Below are 23,258 nucleotides of genomic sequence, written 5' to 3' on the forward strand. Positions count from 1 at the left end.
CCTTCAGAGGCCGCGTTCCTGCTGGTCCAAGATCGCGACCGACACCGCGACCGCCCGGGCCGCGTCTCCGTCCTCGATCGCCCGCAGCAGGTCGCCGTGGGAGGTGTCGGGAACCAGCGCCGCCTGGTCCTGGTCCCTGACGCTGTCGCGCAGCGCCTCGCTCATGCTGCGGTACAGGTCGCCGAGCAGCGCGTTGTGCGCCGCGTCCGCCACCCGCAGGTGGAAGTCGACGTCGGCGTCGGCGAAGGCGTCGAGGTCTCCCTCGTGACCGGCCGCGTCCCGGCGCTCCAGCGTCTCCCGCATCGCCGCCAGGTCCGCCTCCGTGCGCCTGCCCGCCGCCAGCCGGGCCGCCACGAGGTCGAGCCCGCGGCGCACGTCGATGATGTCCATGGCGGCGGCGGTGTCGAGGCGGCGGCGCAGCGCGACCCTGGACTCGTCGGTGGCGGTCACGTACGTGCCGTCGCCCTGCCGGGTGTGCAGCAGCCCGGCGTGGGCCAGGACGCGCACGGCCTCCCGCACGGACAGCCTGCTCATGCCCAGGCTCTGCGCGAGCTGGCTCTCGGACGGGATCTTCGTGCCCACCGGCCACACACCGCCCGCGATCTCCCGCCGGAGTTCCTCGATGGCGGCGTCCACGAGCGAGGTCCGAGCGACGTTACGCATGCACCCTCTTCTCATCCGGCTGGGGGACCTCCACCCTAGACGCTGGAACGACCGTCACGTCCTTCACCTGCCAGCTCGGCGGCCAGACGGTCGATCGTGTCGCGGCCCTCCAGCGGGCGCAGCCACCGGGCGGGCAGGGCGTCGGCACCGTGGAGAGCGCCCAGTAGGTTGCCGCACACCGAGCCGGTCGAGTCGCTGTCGCCCGAGTGGTTGACCGACAGCAGCAGGGCGTCCTCCACCGAGGGCTCGACCAGGGCGCAGTACACGCCGATCGCCAGGGCCTCCTCGGCGATCCACGCGCCGCCGAGCGACTCGACCCGTTCCGGCGTCGGCTCGCCGTCGGCGGCCAGCGCCACGGCCGCGCGCAGGGCCGCGGTCGTCTCGTCGTGCGCCGGGCAGGAAGCCAGCAGGTCCAGGGTGAGGCGCACGGCCGACTCCAGGGGCTCGCCCGCCATGAGGTGAGCGATGATCGCGGCGAACGCCCCGGCGGCCAGGTAACCGGTCGGGTGCCCATGGGTGATCTGCGCGCACGCCACCGACAACCCGAACGCCTCCCGAGCCGCGCCCCCGCCCCCAGCCCCGGCCGTGGGGGTGGGCAGCAGGCCGAAGGGGGCGGAGCGCATGACCGTGCCGCAGCCCTTCGAGTTCGGGTTCACCGGCCCCGGCTCCCCGAGTGGGGCGGGGCCGGGGAACGGGTGGTGCAGGCCCGACAGGCAGGCGTTGCCCGGCGCCCGCCGCGAGTACAGCCACGCCTCCTCCCGCAGCCGGCCCGTGCGGTGGGGCAGGTCCGCGAGCGGCGGCGCGTGGTGGTCCTGGGTGTCGAGCCAGCGCAGGTACGCCTCCCGCACCGCCCCCAGCGCGCCGCCCGTCCAGTCGGCGCCGGGTTCGTTAGCATGATCGGCGCGGGCACGGATCAGGCCCTCGACGGTGAAGAGGGTCATCTGCGTGTCATCAGTGATAAGGCCGGTTTTACCGCGCCAAGTCGTGACATATCCAGTGATGCCGTCCGCCCCGTGATCCCTGCGGATCTCCCGCAGCGACTGGAACTCGATCGGCGCCCCGAGGGCGTCACCGATCGCGCCCCCGAGGAGGCAGCCCCGGACTCGATCCTGTACATCCATGTGTCGGATCTTGCCAGCTTCCGAGCCTTCTGGGAGATTTCACGGTATTTCGACATTCGTCCCGGAGGTAACGCGTGTCACCATTACGCCCAGCCCTCTTCGCAGTCGCCCTCACCCTGGCGATCGCCGCACCGGCCCAGGCCGTGGCGGCTCCGAAGATCACCGTTGAGAACGGCCGTACGCAGCCGGTCTTCTCCTACGCGGACGCCGTCCGCGAGCACGTCTACGTCGAGTCGCCCGTCGACAGCGACCTCGACGGCAAGCTCGACAAGGTCCGGGTGGACATCATCAGGCCCAAGGAGTCCGGTCCGGGGCTCAAGGTGCCGGTGATCATCGATGAGAGCCCCTACTACGACAACTCGGGCCGAGGCAACGAGGGCGAGCGAAAGGTTTACGACGCCGCCGGAAATGTCGTGAAATTTCCGCTCTTCTACGACAACTACTTCGTCCCCCGCGGCTACGCCGTCCTCAACGTCGACATGCTCGGCACCACCAAGTCTGAGGGCTGCCCCGACATCGGCGGCAAGGCCGACGTGCTGGGCGGCAAGGCCGTCATCGACTGGCTGAACGGCCGCGCCAAGGCGGTCAAGCCGGACGGCACCCCGGCGGTGGCCGACTGGACGACGGGCAACGCCGCCATGATCGGCAAGTCGTACGACGGCACCCTGGCCAACGCCGTCGCCGCCACCGGCGTCGAGGGCCTGAAGACCATCGTCCCGATCTCGGCCATCAGCTCCTGGTACAAGTACCAGCGCTCCAACGGCGTGATCTACAACTACGACTACGCCTCCTGGCTGGCCGGTTACATCGACACCGACCCCGCGGCCAAGTGCCAGCAGGTGCGCGACAGGATGGACGCCGAGGACGGCGACGACACGGGCGACTTCAACCGGTTCTGGGCCGAACGCGACTACATCGGCGGCCTGCTCGGCGACGTCTCCAAGGTCAAGGCCAGCGTGTTCGTCGTGCACACGGTCAACGACCTCAACGTCAAGCCCGACAACTTCTCCACCTGGTGGAAGGCCCTGGCCGACAGGAACGTGCCGCGGAAGATCTGGGTCGGCCAGACCCAGCACGTGGACCCGTTCGACTTCGACGGCCGCAGGGACCTGTGGGTGGACACCCTGCACCGCTGGTTCGACTACTGGCTGCACGGCGTGCGCAACGGCATCACGCAGGAGCCCCGCGCCGACGTCGAGGTCGGCCCGGCCCGCTGGATCACCCAGCGCGACTGGCCGGCGCCGTTCGCGATCAAGGGGACCCTGCGGCCCGCGCCCGACGGCTCGCTCGGGCTCAAGCCCGCCGCGAAGAACAGCACCGCCTCCTTCACCGACGTCGCCATGTCGGAGAACGACATGGTGGCCGACGTGGGCACGGCCAAGCCAGGACGCGTGGCGTTCACCACGGGCGCGCTCCCGCTCGACCTGCGTCTGTCCGGCACCCCGACAGCGGACCTGCGGGTCAAGCTGGACAAACCAACCGCCAACCTGACGGCCCTGCTCGTCGACTTCGGCGAGGACGCCCGCGTCGACTGGCGGCGTAACCAGGGCATCACCACGCTCACCGAGGAGGACTGCCACGGCGAGAGCACCGCGGACGACGACGCCTGCTACAAGAAGGTCGTCACGAACGTGGCCACCCGCCCGCTGGAGATCGTCGCCCGAGGCTGGATCGACGTGCAGAACCGCCGCTCGCTCAGCGCCTCCGAGCCGCTGCCCGTGGGCACGTACGGGACGGTCAAGTGGCTGACCCTGCCGCAGGACTACACCTTCAAGAAGGGCCACAGGATCGGCCTGGTGGTCGCCGGCACCGACTCCACCTACAGCGACGAGACCGGCACCGGCGCGAACGTCACGATCGACCTGGTCAAGAGCGGCGTCGTCGTCCCGTTCGTCCTGGGCACGCCGCTGGCCGAGATGCCGAAGGACACGGCGAAGTTCCGCGGCCCGCAGCAGCCGGACCTGCCCAAGCCCGAGACGAAGTTCCAGTTCTTCTAGTCACGTGAGGGGGTCTCGGGTCCGCCCGGGGCCCCTCACTCGCAGTTGCTCCAGTGGACGCCACGCTGCGCGTCCAGCACCCGCGTGCCCCTGTCCGTGGCCACGCTCCAGGCCACGGCCATGGTCAGGGAGCCCTTCCCGGCGGTGACGCCGCCGGTGCGGGTGCCGTCGCCGGTGGTCCTGCCCGTCCACCGGATGGTGATCCGGCCCCGCTCCACGGCCGGGCGCGCCGAGCAACCTGGCCGGGACCGCGGCGCCTGGATCTTGAAGGACGTGCCGGACACCGTGATGCCGTCCGTGGCGGTGGCCGAGGTGATCTGGCAGCGTCCCGTGCACGACAGCGAGAACGATCCGCCGCGCCCGGGACCCAGCGACAACGACGACGGCGACACCTTCGCCACCGGCGGCGCCGGTTTGGGCAGATCGGCCTTCTTGGCCACGCTCGCCAGCGCGGCCCCGGCGGCGGGGGCGGCGGTCGCGCTCGGCTTGGTGACCTCGGCCACCCGGCGCGAGGGCTCCTCCAGCAGCACGTTCGTCTGCGCGGCGGCCTTGGTGATCGCGGCCGGGTGCTGGCGGGCGTTCATGACGGCCCAGACCAGGCCCGCCACCAGCAGCCCGATGCCCAGCATGAGCCCGAGCCTGGCCACGGCCCTGATCGGCGCGCCCGTCTCGGCGTCGTCGTCCTCGGGCCGTTCGCGCCAGTAGTCCTCCAGGCGCGGGCCCGTGTCGCGCAGCGCGGGCAGTTCGCCGTTCAGCGTGATGCCGCCGTAGCGGACGAGCGTGCCGCCCGTGTGCGAGCCGTTGCTCTCGCCCTTGGAGACGGTGGTGTAGACGAGCTTGTCGCCGTACGCGCCGCCGCGGAAGGGCCGCGTCCGGCTGGGCGGTGTGAACGGATGCCGTCCCCGCGCCGCGCGAGCAGGCGGGGGCTCCTGGTCGGCGGCGTCCGCGCCCGCCGCCGACCAGGGCTTTCCCGAGGTCGCCGTCGTGGGGCCGGCGACCGGGGCGGATGGCTCGGCGTCGGCGGCGGGCGGAGGCGGCGTCGAGCCTGCCTCCACCAATGTGCGGGCCTGCACAGGAAAGCCGTCCGCCCGCCAGATGGGCCCTTCGCCGGGCAGCGGCTGCGCCAACGCCAGCCGGTTGGCCAGCGTGCCGGGCAGTGTTGTGATCGGCAGGCGGCGCAGCAGCGCGCCCGCCGTCATCGTCCTGGGCGCGGCCCGGCAGGTCGCACAGGACTGGATGTGACGGCCGATTCTGGCCCTGGCCCGCCGGCCGGGGGCCGTGACCCACTCCGCCACCCTGGCCGTCAGGTCGGTGCACCCGTTGCGGGAGCGGGCCGCGATGATCGCGGCGAACCACTTCTCCAGGGCGGCGGAGGCGTCCTCGACCAGGCTCCGCACCTCGGCCTGCCCGAGCTCGAAGATCGCGGCGAGCTCGGGGTCGGACAGGCCGTGGCGGACGGACAGGTCGAGCAGTTCCCGGTGCGGGCGCTCCAGGGACAGCAGGGCCTCGGGCAGCAGCTCCGACATGCGCCCTGGACGCGACCAGGAGCCGATGCTCGCGGGCTTGGCGACGACCGCGCGGTGGGCCCTGGCCACCGCGTACAGCCAGGGCCGGCGCAGGGCCGGATCCACGACCCGGTCGGCGTACAGGTGGGTGGTCAGCATCGCGCCGGCCACCGCCTGCTCCGCGTCGCCCGGCGCGAGCTCGGTGCGGCAGTAGTCGTAGAGGCGAGCTCCGTGCTTGTCGCACAGGTCGCGAATGACTTGGCGTGCATCGTCAGACAGGGTTCGCCACATTCGTCCGCCCTCCTCCTATCGACTACGACGCTGTCAGCTCTTCTCGGGAACGGTGTCCAGCAGCGAGGCCTGCGCCAGGTAGGCGCGGGTCGCGGCGGGATCGCCCGCGATGGCCCGCAGCCCCGCCATGGCCGCCGCGAGCCGGGCGCTGTCGCGTTCGCGCACGCCCGCCGGCCGGGTCTCGCCGCGTGGGACGACCCGCTGCAGCAGCACGGAACGCCGCCGCCAGGCCCACGCCTCCAGCGCGGCGGGCGGGGCGAACCCGCCGATCACCGCCGCGATCACCTGGCCGACCTCGACGGCGTCGTGGATGCCCGCGTTCATGTTGAGCCCGCCGACCGTCGAGGTCAGGTGGGCCGCGTCACCCACGAACAGCACCCGCCCGCACCGGTAGGAGGTCAGCACCCCCCTGGACAACCCGAACCTGTCGGCGCCCGTCACGTGGATCGGTTCGCTGGCCCCGGGCAGCGCCCGGCGGATCAGCAGCGACAGGTTCGCGGCCGACAGCGGCTCGTGCGCGTCGCACGGGATCTTGAAGATGATCCGCCAGTGGTCGGGCAGCGCGAGCAGCGTGCACGACTGCTGCACGTCCCGTACGTACGTCAGCGGCGCCATGCTCGGCAGCAACCGGTCGAGCGGCGAGTCGGTGAACACCCGTAGAGCCTGCGTCGGATACGCCGACCTGGGGAACGGCAGCCCGAGCGAGCCCCGGACGGTGCTGTTCGCGCCGTCGGCGGCGATCATGTACCGGGCCCGCGTCCAGGTGTGGCCGACGCGGACCCGGATCCCTGTGCCGCCCTCGGTCACGCCGTCCACGCGGGTGCCGAAACGCACGTCGACGTCGGGGTAGGCGCTCAGGGCGGACAGCAGCAGCGGGGTGAGCGAGGTCTGGTCGGCGTGGATCCTGAACGGATGCTTGGTCAGGCCGTTCAGCCGGTTCATGCCCATTTCGGCAAGCACGATCCCCGACCGGTCGCGCCACTGCACCCGGTCCACCACGCGGCCCTCGGCGACGAGCCGGGAGGCCACGCCGAGGTCGTCGAGCAGGTCGAGCGTGGCGGGGTGAAAGGTGCAGGCGCGGGCCTGCCTGGGCAGCTCGTTCTCCCGCTCCAGCACGGTGACCGGGATCCCGGCCCTGGCCAGCGAGAGCGCCGCGGCCAGCCCCGCGGGGCCCGCGCCGACCACGATGACGCCGTTCATGCCGGGCGCCTCCCCTGCGCCGCCATGGGGCGGCGGTGGGGCACCTGGCCGAGCGTCACGTGCTCTCCGACGGTCCGCGACAGGGCCCACCAGGCCGTGCAGAGGTTCGAGGTGAGCAGCAGCCGGTCGGTGCCGGTGCTGAGCGGGCCGAGCACGGGCAGCGTGGCCATGCCGGTGCCGGTGAACAGCAGCGCCGCGTCCATGGGCAGCTCCGCGAGCTTGACCTGGCGGATCAGCTCGGCCGGGGTGAGCGCGTAGGAGGAGTAGCCGCCCTTCGCGCTGACCTGCACGACCTGGGTGACGTTGAGCCCGGCGCTCTTCCAGAAGCGCTCGGCCAGCTCCGTCAGCCAGGGCTGGTACGGCGAGACGAGCACGATGTCCTTCACGCCGACGTGCTCCATCGCCTCGCGCGTGGCCTGTGTGGCCGTGGTGAACGGCACTCCCGCCGCCGCGGTCAGCTCGGCGCACTGGTCGCGGTCCTCGTCGGGGCCGAGCAGGTAGCGGGGCTCGCTGCAGGCCATGACCATCGCGCTCAGCGGCAGGCCGTCGAAGGCGCGCAGCATGCCGGGCAGGGCCTCGTTGTAGCCCTCCAGCCGTTCGGCGTAGCTCTCCAGGTGTTCCGCCCTGGCGGGGCCGCTCCGCACGGGGAAGCGGGTGACGTGCATGTCGGCGCGTGACCCGAACAGCCGGGTCAGTTCGGGCTCCGCCGACGGGTTCGCGGGCGCCACGATCACGCCCACTTTCCCTCGGCTCATAACGCACCCCCGAGACATGCGGGTGCGGTGACGGTGCGCATGGGTCTCCTCCTGCGGGGGACGGCGGGGTTCACGAGTCGCGGTCGGAGATCGCCCGCGCGGAGACCTGCCGGATACGCCGCAGCCGGTGCACGGTACGCGCCGGTTCCGCCGCAGGCGGGGCGTCGTCCCGGTCCTCGGCCCAGGACGGCGACGCGCCTGGCCTTGCGCCGCGTGCGTGGACTTCGTGAGGTTGTGACCTGCGCACTTCGTCGGCGAGCATGATCGCTCCTATTCTTCACGGGTTGACGACTCGGGAGCCGGGCAGGCGGAAGCGGGCCTCGGCCGCGCCTCGTACCTGGTCGTGCCGGCGCGGCGAGGAGCCGGCGGGACATCGCCGGCCCCTCTTCCGCCGCGCAGTGAGATCGATGTCCGGTCTCATGACTCGACGCCCCGGCGACCCGCACCAGCGCCGTGGCGGCGAGCAAGACGGCGGCCATGGAACGGCCACCGGCGTGGAGGCGTGTCCGGGCAGGGGCCCGTCCCGCGACGGCCGGTCGATCGGCATCGTGGCGCCTGTCACGCCGATCGCCTGGCCCGCCTTCGCCTCTGTTCCGACGGCGCCCAAAGCGCCCCCGCGACACCGCCGGGGCCGCGGGTCGTGCGCGCCCGCACGGCGCCACGGGATCGCGGGCGATCCCGTCGGCGCTCCTGCGAACGCGCCCCCGCGGCCCGGCGGAGGCGGGCTGAGCCGGCCCCAGGCGCAACCCCTCAAGATGACCAGCACGCCAGCCGCGACCGCGCTGGTCAACAACACCGCGCCGACTGAGTCGGGCACGTGCCGCACGGTGTCGTGGGGGTTGGGAAGCGCCGGGGCCAGCGCTAAAAGCGCTGCCACCAGTCCTGGGCAGGGGACGGACGGGCCGGGTTCGGCCGAAGTCCGCCTGCCGCCTGTTGGCAACGCCGGCATTCCGGCGCCCACGCCCGCGCGACACGGCGCGCGAAGGCGGGTCCGGGGTTCGCGGAGGGGTGCCGGCGTCATCGCGCCGTCCCCGCGGTCATCGTCACGTTGGGCACGCTGACGCAGACCATCCGCTCTGTCAGCCCGGCCCGCGGTCCTGACGCGCGTTCGCGGGCCGGCACCGCACCGCCGGCCACCGTACGCGCGACTTTGGAGGCGAGCGCGAGGTGTTCGCCGCAGCGCCGGCACACCTTGGCCTCCAGCCCGGCCACCTGGGCCAGTCTGAGCCGCAGCGGCTCCAGGGACGACCGGCGTTCGAGGCCGTCCAGGTCGGCCAGCCGTGCGGGCCAGCGCAGCGCGTCACCACAGCGAGCTTCCACCTCGGCAGGAAGTCCCCGGACGGGGAATCCCTCGTGGCGCAGCCGGGTGGAGATCATGACGGCCATGAACGCCGTCTTGTCGAAGTCGGCCAGCCGTCCCGTCAGGGCCGCGCTCAGCATGCGGGCGCGATGGCTCAGGCAGACCGCACTCCACCCGAGCAACAGCAGCCGATCAGGTCCCGCCTCCGTGTGCCAGCCGGCCAGCCGCAGTTCGCGGGCCATCCGGTGGTAGAAGCGCCAACGGTTACGGGGGCTGTCCAGCCAGACCTGGACACCGCCGAGCGGCAGGCTCGCGACGTGCACGCCGGCTCCCACCACCGGCCCGGCCACGCGCGCGCAGATGCGCTGGACCACCTGCTCCTGCCCACTGGGGGCCGGATCGTCCAAGAACCAGGAACTGCCCGACGAATCCATGGTCACGTCCGGCCACCTCCTCGCCGGGGAACTCTCCAGAACCACTCTGACTGTTAAGCCTCAGTTACCACGTGCTCCGATAGTCCGCTTCCGAACGGGTCTATGTCAACTGACAGTTTGCGCATAAGTTGATAGCTACCCGCGCGGCAGAGCTTGCCCGCGTGGGAGGGGACAGTGCGGCTCGCGTCCCTTACGCTGGAAAAGTTCACGGGCGGTAGGAGGTGTGCCGTGGCGAACTTCGCCGAGCGGCTCGATCTCGCGCTGACCAAGCGCGGCTTCACCGGCGCGCAGCTCGCCTCCGCACTGACGGAGGCCGGCATCCCGATCACCCGTGCCTACGTCAGCCAGCTCCGCACGGGCAAGCAGACCAACCCCACGCTCCAGGTGCTCAGGGCGCTGGCCTCGTGCCTGCAGGTGAGCGTCGGCTGGCTGGTCGGCGACGACTACCTGGAGTCGGGCTCGGTCGAGGACCTGCAGGTGCGGGCGGCCACGATCGGCCTGTCCGCGTCAGGGTTGTCGGAGAGCTCACTGGAGGTGCTGCGTGGCGTGGTCGAGCTCGCCCGCAAGGCCGAGGGCCTGCCCGACGAGCCCGAGCCCGCCGCCGGCATCCCCGAGGCGGCCACGCCGCTGAGCGGGTCGCAGCGCAGGGCGCTGGGCGAGCGGCTGCACGGCCTGCGCCAGAGCGCCCAGCTCTCCGTCGAGCAGGTCGAGACCGCGATCGGCAAGGGCGCCGCGGCGATCCCGGCCATCGAGGAGGGCCGCATCGCCCCCGCCCCCATCACCGTCGAGCGCCTGCTCACCGTCTACGGCATCTCCTCGCCGCCCATCCGCGAGTACGTGCTCTCGCTGGCCAGGGGCGAGCGCGAGGCCGCCTGGTACGACGTCGAGTCGGTGCCGGTGTGGCTGGCCACGACCTACGCACTCGAACAGCGGGCCACCGTGATCCGCACGTTCCACACCCAGTTCATCCCGCCGCTGCTGCAGACCGAGGAGTACGCCAGGGCCGCCATCACCGTCTCGGGCCCGGCCATTCTCGGGCAGCCGACGGTCGACGACGCGCTCGCCCTCGTGCAGGCCCGCCAGGAGGCCCTGGCGGCCGACAGCACGGTCGTGTTGTGGGCCGTGATCGACGAGAGCGTCCTGACGCGCTCGATCGTGGGGGCCCACGTCCAGCTCCGCCAGCTCGACAGGCTCGTCGAGCACGCCAAGCGGCCCAACGTCTCGCTGCACATCCTGCCGATGGACGATCCTGCCTACGTGCCGCGCACCGGCCCGTTCACGCTCTGGCGCTTCGTCGAGGCGTTCGAGCCCGACATCGCCTGCGCCCACGGCATCGAGTCCGACGAGCTGATCACCGACACGACCGCGGTCGAGGCCTACCACCAGGCGTTCACGAAGTTGTCGGTCACGACGAGCACCCGCGAGGAGACCTCCGAGGTGCTGAATTTCCATCGCGAAAGACTGTCGCGTTCGCTGGGAAAGTGATCTCTTTCCCACATAAATGATCGTTTATGCCTGGGGGAGGGTTACCCACATATACCCAAAACTAATGGGATTTCGTGTTGTCATCCGTGCCCGAGCGAGCATCATATGTTCTGGGTCATCGAGTGGGGTCCGTAAGGATCAGCTTTTCCCGAGAATGTGGGCGAGGGGAAAGGGGCAACACTCAATGCGTCAGCGTGCCATCCGAAATCTGGCGAAGCTGGAGCTGACCCAAGCAAGGATCACCCGGATTCTCGACGCCGCGGCGGGTGGGAAGAACAACTTCGTCGTGGACAGAGAAGCGGTGCGCCGTTATGACCAGGCCGCCCCCATCGCGACGACGGCCGCCTGCGCGGTGCTCCACTATCTGTGCCGAGTGGTCCGTCATCTGGCGATCGAGGGTGTCGACCAGTTCGTGGTCGTCGGGAGTGGCGTGCCCAGCGGCCTGCCGGCCGGCAGGCAGTTGCACGACGTCGCCCGCGACGCGCTCACGGGCTCGGCGCCCCGCGTGGTGTACGTGGAGAGCGACCCGATGGTGCTCGCCGGAGCCAGGGCGACCATCGAGCCTGTCACCGATCTCGTCCGCGTCGTGGAGGGCGACGTGCGCGAGATCGACGACCTGCTCGACGACAGGGTCCTGCAGACCTTCCTCGACTGGGACCGGCCGATGGCCGTGCTGCTGCTGTCGACCCACAGCCTGAACGACGACGAGTACTTCCAGTACGTGATCAAGCGGATTCGGCAGGTGGTGCCGGAAAGGAGCTGCCTGTCGCTGCTGCAGACCACGTTCGACGCGATACCGCCGGAGCTGCTGCCGGCGATCCGCGACCTGCTGGCGATGACGCTGCCGGGTCACGCGATTCGCACCAGGCAGGAGGTTGAGGCGTTGCTCGACGGTCTGGTGCTGCTGGATCCGGGGCTGGTGTGGGTTCCGGAGTGGCGGCCCGACGGCCACGGCACCGCCTGCCTTGATCAGCCGAGTTCGTCGGGAAACTACGGCGCCGTGGCCCGCGTCCCCTGAGGGGCGCGGCCGCGGCGGCCGGCCCGGTCGGCGGGGCTCAGTCCCACCAGAACGACCAGGCGGGCTCGCCGATGATCTGCTCGGCATAGCTCTGCAGGTCGCCGGGCCCCTGGACGACGTTGTCCGGGCAGAACGCCCAGTGCTCGGCCGCCACGTGTAACGCGTGCTCCGGCTCGACCGGCGGCGCCGCCACGCTCACGTCCAAAGTGTTGAACCCGACGCTCACCACCCTGGCCCCGAACCGCTCCTCCCAGCTTCTGACCACGGCCGCCATGGGGACCATCCACTCGTTGTGGTGCAGCGCGCCCTGCCAGCCCATCACGGCCAGCGCGTCCGCGCCGCTGGGGGCGGCCACCAGGCCGAGCGGCATCCCCTTGACCGCCAGTTCGCCTGCCAGCCAGTCGGCCACCGCCTCAGGATCGGCCCTGAGCGTGCCGGGCGGGGCGGGCCCCGGGCAGATGGCCCCGTACGGCTCCAGCTCGTCCAGCGCCTCCTGCGGCATCTGCGCCACCCACTCCATCCACACCTCGGTCATGAACCCCTCGGCGGTGAAGTGGTCGATCTGGCGGGGTTCGTCCGGCACGATCTGCCCGATTGCCCACGGTTGCGCAGACTCGTCCAGGAGCAGCGGCCACAGGCCGCTGTAGGGGTGCCATTCGCGCAGCCGCGCCCAGTCGCCGGCGTGGGCCGCCTCGTCGCTCATCCAGAACGCCGGCCGAAACGCCTGGCCCTGCCCGGTGAAGCCGGGATCGGGCCAGACCACGTCGCCCGGCGGCAGGCCGACGGGCAGCCTGCGCCCCCCGCCGCCGTCGGCGAACAGCCGGGACAGCTCGGGTGGCAGCCGGTGATCGTTCATGCCCTACCATTCCGATACCGAATCCTGTCTCGGAGATGGTAGTGCCGCCGCCTGCCCGAATACCGGGGGCGGCCCGGGAAACATCGGGACTGAGAGAATATGGGGCTGTGACCCCTTTCGCTGCAGTCCTGTGTGACTTCGACGGCGTTCTGCGCCACTTCGACCACGCCGCCCAGGCCGACATCGAGGCCCGCTACGGCCTGCCGCTGATGAAGACGGCCTTCGACCCCGAGCTGATCATGCCGGCCACGGTCGGCCACGTCACCGAGGAGCAGTGGGCGGCGTCCGTCGTGGCGGCGCTGGGCGGGGACGAACGGGCGCGGCAGGCCGTCGGGGAGTTCATGCGCATCGGGTTCTGGGTGGACGAGGAGGTCAGGGCGCTGCTGGCCCGGGTGCAGGAGCACGTTCCCGTGGTCATCGTGACCAACGCGATGGACACCCTGGAGCAGCACATGGACCTGCTGGGGCTCACCTACTTCGCCGACGACGTGGTCAGCAGCGCCAGGGTCGGCGTGGCCAAGCCGGACCGGCGGATCTACGAGATCGCCGCGGAGCGCGCCGGAGCCGATCCGGAGCGCTGCCTGTTCGTCGACGACCGGCTGCAGAACGTGGAGGCCGCCAGGGCTCTCGGCATGACCGGCCTCCATTACCGGACTTACCAGGATCTGGCGGCCGTGCTGGGCTAACCGGCGGCCATGTCGAAGAAGGCCCGTTCCAGCTCCACCGCCCGGCGGAACACCCCGAGCACCTCCTGCCTCCGCTCCTCGTCGAGCCCCGGGCCCAGCCGGTCGAGCTCGCCGCGCAGGAAGCCCACCCAGGCCCGGAACTCCTCGCCGTCGTGCAGCTCGATCCACTCCCGGTGCACGAACCTCTCGGGGAGCGGCTCCACGGCCCGCGAGGCCCAGCCGAGGTAGCACCACTCGGCCACACAGAGCACGGTGGCGATCAGCAGGTAGTCCTGCGCGGTGCGCACCTCGTCCATGAGCCCCTTGAACGCCGCCGTCACCGGCTCAGGCGGGGCGTCGGTCCGCCCGCCCAGCTCGGCCAGCGCCCGGTGGAAGTAGGTCTTCTTCTCGGTGGTCGCCGTCTGCCCGAGGAAGCGCCCGTACGGCACCCGCGCCTCGAAGCTGTCGGCACTGGCCACGGCCGCCCCGAGCAGCGCTGTGAAGGAGTCGACGAACTGGAAGTCCTGCTCCAGATAGTGCCGCATGCCGGCCTGGCCGGTCGTGATCGCCGTGGCGAACGGATGCGTCACCACGGCCGTCCACTCGGGTTCTGACCGCTCTTTGAGCCATTCGCTGAAAGACTGCTCACTCACGGTCCGACCTTAGGGGTTACCTGACGTTTCCGGCGCGGCTCGCGCCGGCCGCGCCGGAAACGCCGGGTGACCGCCGCCCCCCAGCCCGCGTGGGCGAGCTGCGCTTCCCGCCCGGCCGGGGGGCGACGGCGAGAGAGCACCCGATCAGTACCCGCCGTAGCCATTCTGGGAGGGCGGCCGGGTAGTGGGGGTGCTGCTGCTCGATGAGTGGCCCGACGCGGGTTTGGTCGGGCTGCTGGACGGGCTGCCGGACGGCGACGCCGAGCCCGTGGACGTCGGCTTGGTGCCCTGCGGCGCGATCACGCCGATGAGGCCGTGCTTGGTGCCGTCGATGCCCGCGGAGAACCACAGGGACTTCTCGCCGCCGGTGGCCGCCGTCCCGGGCTCCAGGTCCCAGAGGCCGGGCAGCACGATCGGCTTGCCGCTGGAGGTGGCCAGCGCGCCCAGGTGCCGGTTGTTCTTGTAGCCGTGCACGGTGCCGTCGCCGAAGTTGCCGACGAGCAGGGCGCCGGAGAACTGTCCCCATCCCTTCGGCGCCGCGGTGATGCCCCAGGGGGCGTTCAGCCCGACCCTGGAGATCCGGCCGGTCAGGCGCCCGCTGGCGTTGAAGCGGCTGACGAAGCCCTTGCCGTTGCCGAAGACCGGCTTGCCGGTGGACGGGTCGCGCAGCGCGTAGGCCACCCAGATGTTGCCGTTGGCCACCGCGACGTTGTACGCGTTGTAGCCCTTGGGCATCTGCGGGTCCCTGAACTGCCCGCGAGACAGGCTGATGCGCCTGAAGTCGTCGTCGAAGGCGTGGATGCGCCCGCTGGCGAAGTCGGCGGCCAGCAGGAAGGACTCGTCCTCGGTCTCGACGAGTTCCAGCCCCTTGTAGTCGGCGCCGCGGGTGAACGCCGCTATGATCGCGTTGGCCGGGTCAACCTCGGCGTTCCATCCGCTGATGGCGCCGCTCGGGCTGGAGAAAATGAAGGTGGCGGGCTTGCCCTTGACGGTGAAGCCCTGCCCTGAGTTGAACACCTGGCCCGTGGGGGCTCCGCCCGGGATGGCGACCTCGGTCTGCTCCTTCTTGCCCGTGCCGGAGTAGACGGTGGCGCTGCCGGTGCCGGTGTTGGAGACCCACAGAGTCTTGCCCATGGCCAGGCCCCACGGGTTGACGACCTTGGGGTCGGTGACAGGGGCCTTGCCCTTGACATCCGACACAAGGTTGATGACGTCGAAACGTGTCCTGGTGGTGGCGTGTGCGGGAGTGGTGAGAGTCGCTCCCAAAACGACCGCAACAGCGCAGAGTGTAATGATGCGTGGCCGCATCCGGTGCCTCCTAGTTAGCGCTTGTGACGCGAGATACGCGGAGGGGCGGGAGCGGGTTCAGTCGGTCCGGAAATATCGGCTAACAAGGTTTTTGCCCCCAGTGGGGGAAGAGGAAGTGTTATGAACGTGTTGGGCATCGACATCGGCGGCTCGGGAATCAAGGGCGCGCCCGTCGACACCGTGGCGGGCAAACTGGTCGAAGAGCGGTTGCGCATTCCCACGCCTCAGCCGTCCAAGCCCGACGAGGTGGCGGAATCGGTGGCGGCGATCGTCGAGCATTTCGGGTGGAACGGCCCTGTCGGCGTGACCTTTCCCGGCGTGGTCAAGGAGGGGGTCGTGCTGACGGCCGCCAACGTGCACCACTCGTGGATCGGCGTGGACGCCGCCGCGCTCTTCGGCGGCGCGAGCGTGCTGAACGACGCCGACGCGGCCGGTGTCGCCGAGATGACCTTCGGGCACGGCCGGGGCGAGCACGGGACCGTGCTCGTGCTGACGTTCGGCACGGGCATCGGCAGCGCGCTGTTCATCGACGGCACGCTCGTGCCCAACACGGAACTGGGGCACCTGGAGCTGCGCGGCAAGGACGCCGAGCACCGGGCGTCGGCGCGGATCAGGGAGGAGCACGAGCTGAGCTGGGACAAGTGGGCCGAGCGGGTCGAGGAGTACCTGCGGCACGTGGAGATGCTGCTGTCGCCCACGCTGATCGTGATCGGCGGCGGCGTGAGCAAGAAGGCGGGCAAGTTCCTGCCCCACGTCCACCTCGACACGCCCGTGATGCCCGCGGTCCTCCAGAACGAGGCCGGCATCATCGGCGCAGCCCTCTCGGCCGTCCCCCACCCGTAGCCCGCTCCTCGGCGCCGCGATATTGGGGTGCGCGCATGCGCCACGATCGGGCAGCATGGGGCCGGTTGGCTCCGGGGAAGCGGGGCTCAAATATCCTGAAAGCAGTATGGGAACCTCTTCCTTGTCCTCTCCACTGGCCGAGCTCCAATCCCGCCTGCCCGAGCTCATGCCGCGCGACCAGCGGCGGCTGCGGCGCAGGCTCGACGGCATGCGCCGGGTGCGCTCCCGCGACGCCCGAGACAAGATCGTGGCCGAGATCCTCGCCGACGTGGAGCGGGCCGAGCAGCGACTGGTACGGCGCCGCGAAGCCGTACCAGAGGTGAAATATCCGCAGCAGCTGCCGGTCGCCGCGCGGAAGGACGACATCCTCGCCGCCATCCGCGACAACCAGGTCGTGATCATCGCCGGAGAGACCGGCTCCGGCAAGACCACCCAGATCCCCAAGATCTGCCTGGAGCTGGGCCGAGGCGTACGCGGGCTGATCGGCCACACCCAGCCGCGCCGCATCGCCGCCCGCACCGTCGCCGAGCGCATCGCCGAGGAACTCGGCACCGACCTCGGCGAGGTGGTCGGCTACAAGGTCCGCTTCACCGACCAGGCGAGCGATCGCACCCTGGTCAAGCTGATGACCGACGGCATCCTGCTGGCCGAGCTGCAGAACGACCGCATGCTCGACCAGTACGACACGCTGATCATCGACGAGGCGCACGAACGCAGCCTCAACATCGACTTCATCCTCGGCTACCTGAAACAGCTCCTGCCCCAACGCCCCGACCTCAAGCTCGTCATCACCAGCGCCACCATCGACCCCGAACGTTTCTCGCGCCACTTCGACGACGCGCCGATCATCGAGGTGTCCGGGCGCACCTACCCCGTCGAGGTCCGCTACCGGCCGCTGGACGAGGACGACGACCAGACGCAGGGCATCGTCGAGGCCTGCAAGGAGCTGATCGGCGAGGGCCCCGGCGACATCCTGGTGTTCCTGTCGGGCGAGCGAGAGATCCGCGACGCCGCCGACGCCCTGGCCAAGGCCGAGTTCCGCAACACCGAGATCCTCCCCCTGTACGCCCGCCTGAGCGCCGCCGAGCAGCACCGCGTCTTCCAGCGCCACACCGGCCGCCGCGTCGTGCTGGCCACCAACGTGGCCGAGACCTCGCTCACGGTCCCCGGCATCAAGTACGTCGTCGACCCCGGCTACGCCCGCATCTCCCGCTACAGCCACCGCACCAAGGTCCAGCGCCTGCCCATCGAGCCCATCTCGCAGGCCAGCGCCAACCAGCGCAAGGGCCGCTCGGGCCGCACCTCCGACGGCATCTGCATCAGGCTGTACGAGGAGGAGGACTTCCTCACCAGGTCCGAGTTCACCGACCCCGAGATCCTGCGCACCAACCTGGCCTCCGTCATCCTGCAGATGACCTCGATCGGGCTCGGCGACATCGAGGCCTTCCCCTTCGTCGAGCCACCCGACCGCCGCCAGGTCAAGGACGGCGTCAACCTGCTCCACGAACTGGGCGCGTTCGACGCCCAGAGCAGGCTCACCCCGGTCGGCCGCAAGCTGGCCGGGCTGCCCGTCGACCCGCGCCTGGGCCGCATGGTGCTGGAGGCCGAGAAGAACGGCTGCCTGCGCGAGGTCATGGTGATCGCCTCCGCGCTGTCCATCCAGGACCCGCGCGAGCGGCCCTCCGACAAGCAGCAGCAGGCCGACGAGAAGCACCGGCGCTTCACCGACCCGGAATCCGACTTCCTGGCCTACCTCAACCTGTGGCAGTACCTGCGCGACAAGCAGAAAGAGTTGTCCTCCAGCGCGTTCCGGCGGTTGTGCAAGGCCGAGTTCCTCAACTACCTGCGGGTACGCGAGTGGCAGGACATCTACAGCCAACTCCGCCAGGCGCTCGGGGTCCAGCCGGGCAGCCAGGCCGCGCAGCCGTACCACGTGCACGCGTCGCTGCTGGTCGGCCTGCTGTCCCACATCGGCGTCAAGGACGTCATGGACAAGCAGCGTGGGCAGGACGGCCGCAGGCCGATCCAGGAGTACCTCGGCGCCCGCAACGCCCGCTTCGCCATCTTCCCCGGCTCCGCGCTGGCCAAGAAACAGCCGCAGTGGGTCATGTCGGCGGAACTGGTCGAGACCTCCCGCCTGTGGGCTCGCGTCAACGCCAAGATCGAGCCCGACTGGGTCGAGCCGCTCGCCCAGCACCTGGTCAAACGCACCTATTCCGAGCCCCACTGGGAGAAGAACCAGGGCGCCGTGATCGCCCTGGAGAAGGTCACCCTGTACGGCGTGCCGCTCGTGGTCGACCGCAAGGTCAACTACGGCCGCATCGACCCCGAGCTGTCACGTGAGCTGTTCATCAGGCACGCGCTGGTCGAGGGCGACTGGGACACCCACCACCGCTTCCTGAAGGACAACAGGCGGCTGCTCGAAGAGGTCGAGGAGCTGGAGAACCGCGCCCGCCGCCGCGACATCATGGTCGACGACGAGGCGCTCCACGATTTCTATGATCGGCGGATACCCGCCGATGTGGTCTCGGCCCGCCACTTCGACTCGTGGTGGAAGAAGGCCAGGCAGGAGCAGCCCGAGCTGCTCACGTTCTCGCCGGAGATGCTGGTCAACGAGGGCGCCGACGTCAGCGCCCGCGACTACCCCGACACCTGGCGGCAGCTCGGCCAGCGGATGAAGCTGACCTACCAGTTCGAGCCGGGCACCGACGCCGACGGCGTGACCGTGCACGTGCCGCTCCAGGTGCTCAACCAGGTCAACTCCGACGGCTTCGACTGGCAGATCCCCGGGCTGCGCGAAGAGCTGATCACGGCCCTGATCAGGTCGCTGCCGAAGAACCTGCGGCGCAACTTCGTGCCCGCCCCCAACTACGCCAAACAGGTGCTGGCCGCCGTCGAGCAGGGCGGCGAGCCGCTGCTGGCGGCCGTGGAGCGGGAGCTGCTGCGCCTGACCGGCGTCCGCGTGCCGCACGACGCCTGGCAGCTCGACCAGGTGCCCGATCACCTGCGCATCACCTACCGGGTGATCGACGAGCGCAGGCGCACGGTCGCCGAGGACAAGGACCTCGACGCGCTCAAGCGCCGCCTGGCCCCGCGCCTGCGCCAGACGCTCTCGCAGGCCGGCGACGACCTGGAGCAGACCGGCCTGCACACCTGGAGCTTCGGCACCCTGCCCAAGGTCTTCGAGCAGGGCCGCATGAAGGGCTACCCGGCGCTCGTGGACGCCAAGGACTCGGTGTCCGTCAAGATCTTCGAGACGGAGGCCGAGCAGCGCCGCTCCCACTGGCCAGGCGTGCGCCGCCTGCTGCTGCTGAACGTCACCAACCCGGCCAAGTCGCTGCTCGGCGGCCTGTCCAACCAGGCCAAGCTGGCCCTGTCCCGCAGCCCGCACGGCGGCGCGGTGGCGCTGTTCGACGACGTCGTCAACGCGGCCGTCGACAAGCTCGTGCTCGACATGGGCGGCCCCGCCTGGGACCCGGTCGGGTTCGACCGGCTCTACCAGCACGTCCGGGCCAACCTGTACCAGACGGCGGCCGACGTGCTGGCCAAGGTCGAGCAGATCCTGAGCGTCTGGCACGAGGCCGGGGCCAGGCTCGACGCGCTGCGCTCCGACGCCGCCACGGACGACGTCCGCGACCAGCTCGGCAAGCTTGTCTACCCGGGGTTCGTGACCGCCACCGGCGATCGGCGCCTGTCCGACATCCTGCGCTACATGCGGGCCATCGACCGCCGGCTCACCAAGCTCCCCGAGGAGCCGTGGCGCGACCAGGAGTGGATGGACCGGGTGCACAAGATCGAGGACGACTACCACGACCTGCTGGAGCGGCTGCACCCGGCGCGGCGGCGCGATCAGGACGTGCTGGAGATCCGGTGGATGATCGAGGAGCTGCGGGTGAGCTTCTTCGCCCAGACGCTGGGCACGCCCACGCCGGTGTCGGAGAAGCGGATCACCAAGGCGATGCAGAAGTTCACCCCCTGACGCGCGCCGAACCCCTGCGGGGGCTCGGCGCGCGACACACGGCCGCGAGGGTGGCCCTGCGCGCCCAGTCGTGCCCTTGGCCCCCGCTTACGCGGGGATGCCGGTGATGTCCCGGTCGTAGAAACGGTGCGCGGCCACCGCGTCGGCGAACGCCGAGGCGATGTCGTCCCCGACGATCACCCCGTCCTGGCCGGGGACCCGCGCCGCCTCCAGCAGTTGCCGGCCCGAGCCCACCGCCCCGATGGCCTTGCCGTGCCTGAAGGCCTCCAGGACGAAGAACTGCGCCCGCCCCACGGAGGCCAGCGCGCCGCCGTCCGCGGCCACCACGGCGTCGTACAGGACGGACCCGGCCGCGCTGAGCTGCCGGTCCACCTGGAGGCCGCCCACGGCGCCCTCGTGCGGGGCCACCACCTCGCAGACCGCCCCCTGCCCCTCCAGCGCCTGGCGCAGGGCGGAGACGGCGGCGGCGTCCGTGCCGTCGGCCACGAGGATGGCGATCTTGCGGGTGGCGACGCTGCGCGGCTGGTTGGTCATGCTGAGCGCGGGTGAGGCGTTCGTGTGCACCTGCCCGGGAATGGGCACGGGCAGGCCGAGCCCCTCGGCCACCCGCCCGGCCAGGTCGGGGTGGATCGCGCCCAGGTGCCTGACCACGCCCTCCTTGATGGGCCTGCGCTCCACGTGCCCGAGCTCGAACAGGAACGCCTCCACGATGTGCCGCTTCTCCCAGCCGGCCATGCTGTTCCAGAACAGGGTGGCCTGGCTGTAGTGGTCCTGGAAGCTGGGGCTGCGCATGCGGATCTTGGTGCCTTCCACCTTCTCCTGGTAGTGCTGGTAGCCGTCCCTGGCCGCAGGGCAGCCGCCGCTGATGCTGTTGGGGGCGTAGCTGGTGCGCGACTCGTGGATCTGGTGCTGGTGGAAGCCGTCGCGCTGGTCGTTGCGGACCTCGTTGACCGGCCGGTTGACCGGGATCTGCGGGAAGTTCGGCCCGCCCAGGCGCAGGAGCTGGGTGTCGAGGTAGGAGAAGTTCCTGGCCTGCAGCAGCGGGTCGTTGGTGAAGTCGACGCCGGGCACGAGGTTGGCGGTGTGGAAGGCCACCTGCTCGGTCTCGGCGAAGAAGTTCTGCGGGTTGCGGTTGAGGGTCATCTTGCCGATGGGCCGCAGCGGCACCTGCTCCTCTGGGATGATCTTGGTGGCGTCGAGCAGGTCGAAGTCGAAGTCGTGCTCGCGGGACTCGGGCACGAGCTGCACGCACAGCTCGTACTCGGGATAGGCGCCGCGCTCGATCGCCTCCCACAGGTCGCGGCGGTTGAAGTCGGGGTCGTTGCCCTGCACGCGCAGCACCTCGTCCCACACCAGCGAGTACGTCCCCAGCACCGGCCGCCAGTGCCACTTCACGAACGTCCCCTGCCCGGCGGCGTTGACCAGTCGGAAGGTGTGCACCCCGAACCCCTGCATCATCCGGAAACTGCGCGGGATCGCCCGGTCGGACATCAGCCACATGATCATGTGCAGCGACTCGGGCTGGAGCTGGACGAAGTCCCAGAACGTGTCGTGCGCCGACTGCGCCTGCGGGATCTCGTTGTGCGGCTCCGGCTTGACCGCGTGCACGAAGTCGGGGAACTTGATGCCGTCCTGGATGAAGAAGACGGGGAAGTTGTTGCCGACGATGTCGAAGTTGCCCTGGGTGGTGTAGAACTTCGTGGCGAAGCCGCGCACGTCGCGTACGGTGTCGGCCGAGCCGCGCGAGCCCGCCACCGTGGAGAATCGCACGAAAGTGGGGGTTTTGACTGAGGTGTCGTTCAGGAAGGCCGCCGAGGTCAGGTCGCCGAGCGGCTCGTACAGCTCGAAGACCCCGTACGCGCCCGCGCCCCTGGCGTGCACCACCCGCTCGGGGATGCGCTCGTGGTCGAAGCGGGTGATCTTCTCGCGGAAGTGGAAGTCCTCCATGAGGGTCGGCCCGCGGGTGCCCGCTTTCAGCGAGTTGTCGGTATCGTCGACGGGGCTGCCCTGATCGGTGGTCATCGTACGGTCGTCCAGTGGGACGCGGTGGGCGTCGAGCTGGCGGTCCTTCGCATCACGCTCTGACTGCATGAAAAAATCCCCCTTGTAGGTTCTTATCGGGCGTTTCCCTAGCGCCCGGACGAATGAGTCAAGACTTGGCTTGAACAGGGGGATCGATGATCAAGGCCGTGGTGTTCGACGTCGGGGAGACGCTCATCGACGAGACGCGCATCTGGTCGCGCTGGGCCGGCCGGCTCGGCGTGAGCGAATTCGTGCTCATGGGCGCGCTCGGCGGCATGGCCGCGCTCGACCGGCCGCACAGCGACGCCTTCCGGCTCGTCCGGCCCGGCTTCGACCTGCGCGCCGAGGAGGCCGCCTGGGAACGCGACGACCCCGACGGGCTGCGCAACCACTTCGACGCCGACGACCTCTACCCGGACGTACGCCCGGCCCTGGCCGCCCTGCGCGCCGCCGGATTCCAGGTCATCATCGCCGGAAACCAGCCCAAACGCGCCTACGACGCGCTGATCGCCATGGACCTGCCCGCCGACTCCGTGCACACCTCCGACGGATGGGGCGTGGCCAAGCCCGAGCAGGAGTTCTTCGCCAAGGTCGCCGCGGTCGCGGGCCGGGAGTCCGCCGAGATCCTCTACGTGGGCGACCGGCTCGACAACGACGTGCTCCCCGCGGCGGCCGCGGGCATGCGCACCGCCCTGCTGCGCCGTGGCCCCTGGGGCTACCTGCACGCCGAGCGTCCGGGAGCGCAGGACGCCGACGTGATCGTCGACGACCTCCACGCCGTGCTGCCGGCTCTGCGGCGGCTTATGTGAGGTTCTCATCGGGATCGATGCGAACGGCGCGCTCCTCCGCGGACAGATCGTCGTCGCTGCCGTACTCCCGCCCGATCTCCTCGTCCTCCGTGTCCGGCCCTGTGCCCTCGTCCGGCTGGATCAACTGGTACTTGGGCCGTGGCCGGTGGAGTTTCTCGGGAGCCTCCCGCCGCAGACGCTCGTCCAGGGTGTCCCTGACACGTGGGTCGTCGGGGACCACTTCGTGACGGAAGCCGAGATCGTCGGTCCACTCTGCGACCTCGATCTCCTGCTCGTCGGCGAAGCCGAATCGGTCCGGAGGTTGTTCGGTCATATCCGTCCCCTACCCAGAGAACAGAGCGAAATCCAAAGACT

At 70.5% G+C, this 23,258-nt stretch carries 19 protein-coding genes; 7 read left to right on the top strand and 12 right to left on the bottom strand.

Annotated elements, in window-relative coordinates; genetic code table 11:
* Positions 1-3: 3 nt before the first annotated feature.
* Both ACFOY2_RS05830 and ACFOY2_RS05835 read right to left on the bottom strand, forming a co-directional pair.
* Positions 4-663 carry a FadR/GntR family transcriptional regulator gene (locus tag ACFOY2_RS05830; RefSeq protein WP_379526867.1) on the bottom strand — a complete coding sequence of 220 codons (660 nt, stop codon included), beginning with the start codon at positions 661-663 and terminating at the stop codon, positions 4-6.
* Positions 664-698: 35 nt separating this feature from the next.
* Positions 699-1,784, bottom strand: a complete 1,086-nt coding sequence (locus ACFOY2_RS05835; protein ID WP_379526868.1) for an ADP-ribosylglycohydrolase family protein — start codon at positions 1,782-1,784, stop codon at positions 699-701.
* 74 nt (positions 1,785-1,858) lie between these two features.
* Here ACFOY2_RS05835 and ACFOY2_RS05840 point away from each other — a divergent pair, with 74 nt between their 5' ends.
* A complete protein-coding gene (locus ACFOY2_RS05840; RefSeq protein ID WP_379526869.1) occupies positions 1,859-3,781 on the top strand; it encodes a Xaa-Pro dipeptidyl-peptidase in 1,923 nt (640 codons plus the stop codon).
* A 35-nt stretch (positions 3,782-3,816) separates the two neighbouring features.
* Here ACFOY2_RS05840 and ACFOY2_RS05845 read toward each other — a convergent pair whose 3' ends face one another.
* The 5 genes from ACFOY2_RS05845 to ACFOY2_RS05865 all read right to left on the bottom strand — a co-directional run bounded on the left by ACFOY2_RS05845 (position 3,817) and on the right by ACFOY2_RS05865 (position 9,272).
* Positions 3,817-5,577, bottom strand: a complete 1,761-nt coding sequence (locus tag ACFOY2_RS05845) for an RNA polymerase sigma factor (protein ID WP_379526870.1) — start codon at positions 5,575-5,577, stop codon at positions 3,817-3,819.
* A gap of 33 nt (positions 5,578-5,610) precedes the next feature.
* Positions 5,611-6,777, bottom strand: coding sequence for an FAD-dependent oxidoreductase (locus ACFOY2_RS05850; protein WP_379526871.1), 1,167 nt, complete (start codon positions 6,775-6,777; stop codon positions 5,611-5,613).
* Entirely contained in the window at positions 6,774-7,532 is a 759-nt protein-coding gene (locus ACFOY2_RS05855) for a maleate cis-trans isomerase family protein (protein WP_379526872.1), read from the bottom strand. The genes ACFOY2_RS05850 and ACFOY2_RS05855 overlap by 4 nt, the downstream gene beginning before the upstream one ends.
* Positions 7,533-7,602: 70 nt before the next feature.
* On the bottom strand, positions 7,603-7,794 hold the full coding sequence (locus ACFOY2_RS05860; protein WP_379526873.1) for a hypothetical protein: 192 nt from the start codon (positions 7,792-7,794) through the stop codon (positions 7,603-7,605).
* A gap of 755 nt (positions 7,795-8,549) precedes the next feature.
* On the bottom strand, positions 8,550-9,272 hold the full coding sequence (locus ACFOY2_RS05865; protein WP_379526874.1) for a hypothetical protein: 723 nt from the start codon (positions 9,270-9,272) through the stop codon (positions 8,550-8,552).
* 222 nt (positions 9,273-9,494) lie between these two features.
* Between ACFOY2_RS05865 and ACFOY2_RS05870 the strand changes: the two genes are divergently transcribed.
* Complete coding sequence (locus ACFOY2_RS05870) at positions 9,495-10,751, top strand: Scr1 family TA system antitoxin-like transcriptional regulator (protein WP_379526875.1); 1,257 nt, start codon at positions 9,495-9,497, stop codon at positions 10,749-10,751.
* A 184-nt stretch (positions 10,752-10,935) separates the two neighbouring features.
* Positions 10,936-11,769, top strand: a complete 834-nt coding sequence (locus ACFOY2_RS05875; RefSeq protein WP_379526876.1) for an SAM-dependent methyltransferase — start codon at positions 10,936-10,938, stop codon at positions 11,767-11,769.
* A gap of 37 nt (positions 11,770-11,806) precedes the next feature.
* Here the strand turns inward: ACFOY2_RS05875 and ACFOY2_RS05880 are convergent, their stop codons facing one another.
* The gene (locus ACFOY2_RS05880; protein ID WP_379526877.1) at positions 11,807-12,625 is read right to left on the bottom strand and encodes a DUF4253 domain-containing protein; all 819 of its coding nucleotides are present in this window, start codon (positions 12,623-12,625) and stop codon (positions 11,807-11,809) included.
* Between the two features lie 107 nt (positions 12,626-12,732).
* On the opposite strand from ACFOY2_RS05880, the gene ACFOY2_RS05885 reads away from it, so the two are divergent.
* Complete coding sequence (locus ACFOY2_RS05885) at positions 12,733-13,311, top strand: HAD family hydrolase (RefSeq protein WP_379526878.1); 579 nt, start codon at positions 12,733-12,735, stop codon at positions 13,309-13,311.
* Here the strand turns inward: ACFOY2_RS05885 and ACFOY2_RS05890 are convergent.
* Positions 13,308-13,943, bottom strand: a complete 636-nt coding sequence (locus ACFOY2_RS05890) for a TenA family protein (protein WP_379526879.1) — start codon at positions 13,941-13,943, stop codon at positions 13,308-13,310. The two genes, ACFOY2_RS05885 and ACFOY2_RS05890, sit on opposite strands and share 4 nt — an antisense overlap.
* 144 nt (positions 13,944-14,087) lie before the next feature.
* Positions 14,088-15,143, bottom strand: coding sequence for a TIGR03118 family protein (locus ACFOY2_RS05895; protein ID WP_379526880.1), 1,056 nt, complete (start codon positions 15,141-15,143; stop codon positions 14,088-14,090).
* 228 nt (positions 15,144-15,371) lie between these two features.
* On the opposite strand from ACFOY2_RS05895, the gene ppgK reads away from it, so the two are divergent.
* Positions 15,372-16,094: a polyphosphate--glucose phosphotransferase gene (gene ppgK, locus ACFOY2_RS05900; protein ID WP_379526881.1), complete on the top strand. Its 723-nt coding sequence runs from the start codon at positions 15,372-15,374 to the stop codon at positions 16,092-16,094.
* Between the two features lie 106 nt (positions 16,095-16,200).
* The gene (gene hrpA / locus ACFOY2_RS05905; protein WP_379526882.1) at positions 16,201-20,073 is read left to right on the top strand and encodes an ATP-dependent RNA helicase HrpA; all 3,873 of its coding nucleotides are present in this window, start codon (positions 16,201-16,203) and stop codon (positions 20,071-20,073) included.
* Positions 20,074-20,160: 87 nt separating this feature from the next.
* Here the strand turns inward: hrpA and ACFOY2_RS05910 are convergent, their stop codons facing one another.
* On the bottom strand, positions 20,161-22,164 hold the full coding sequence (locus ACFOY2_RS05910) for a catalase (RefSeq protein ID WP_379526883.1): 2,004 nt from the start codon (positions 22,162-22,164) through the stop codon (positions 20,161-20,163).
* A gap of 86 nt (positions 22,165-22,250) precedes the next feature.
* On the opposite strand from ACFOY2_RS05910, the gene ACFOY2_RS05915 reads away from it, so the two are divergent.
* On the top strand, positions 22,251-22,904 hold the full coding sequence (locus ACFOY2_RS05915; RefSeq protein WP_379526884.1) for an HAD family hydrolase: 654 nt from the start codon (positions 22,251-22,253) through the stop codon (positions 22,902-22,904).
* On the opposite strand, the gene ACFOY2_RS05920 is transcribed toward ACFOY2_RS05915, so the two are convergent.
* Positions 22,897-23,217 (bottom strand): DUF5709 domain-containing protein, encoded by a 321-nt coding sequence (locus ACFOY2_RS05920; protein ID WP_379526885.1) that lies wholly within the window; start codon positions 23,215-23,217, stop codon positions 22,897-22,899. The two genes, ACFOY2_RS05915 and ACFOY2_RS05920, sit on opposite strands and share 8 nt — an antisense overlap.
* Positions 23,218-23,258: the final 41 nt, after the last annotated feature.

It is taken from the genome of Nonomuraea purpurea, assembly GCF_042650645.1.
Classification (GTDB): domain Bacteria; phylum Actinomycetota; class Actinomycetes; order Streptosporangiales; family Streptosporangiaceae; genus Nonomuraea; species Nonomuraea purpurea.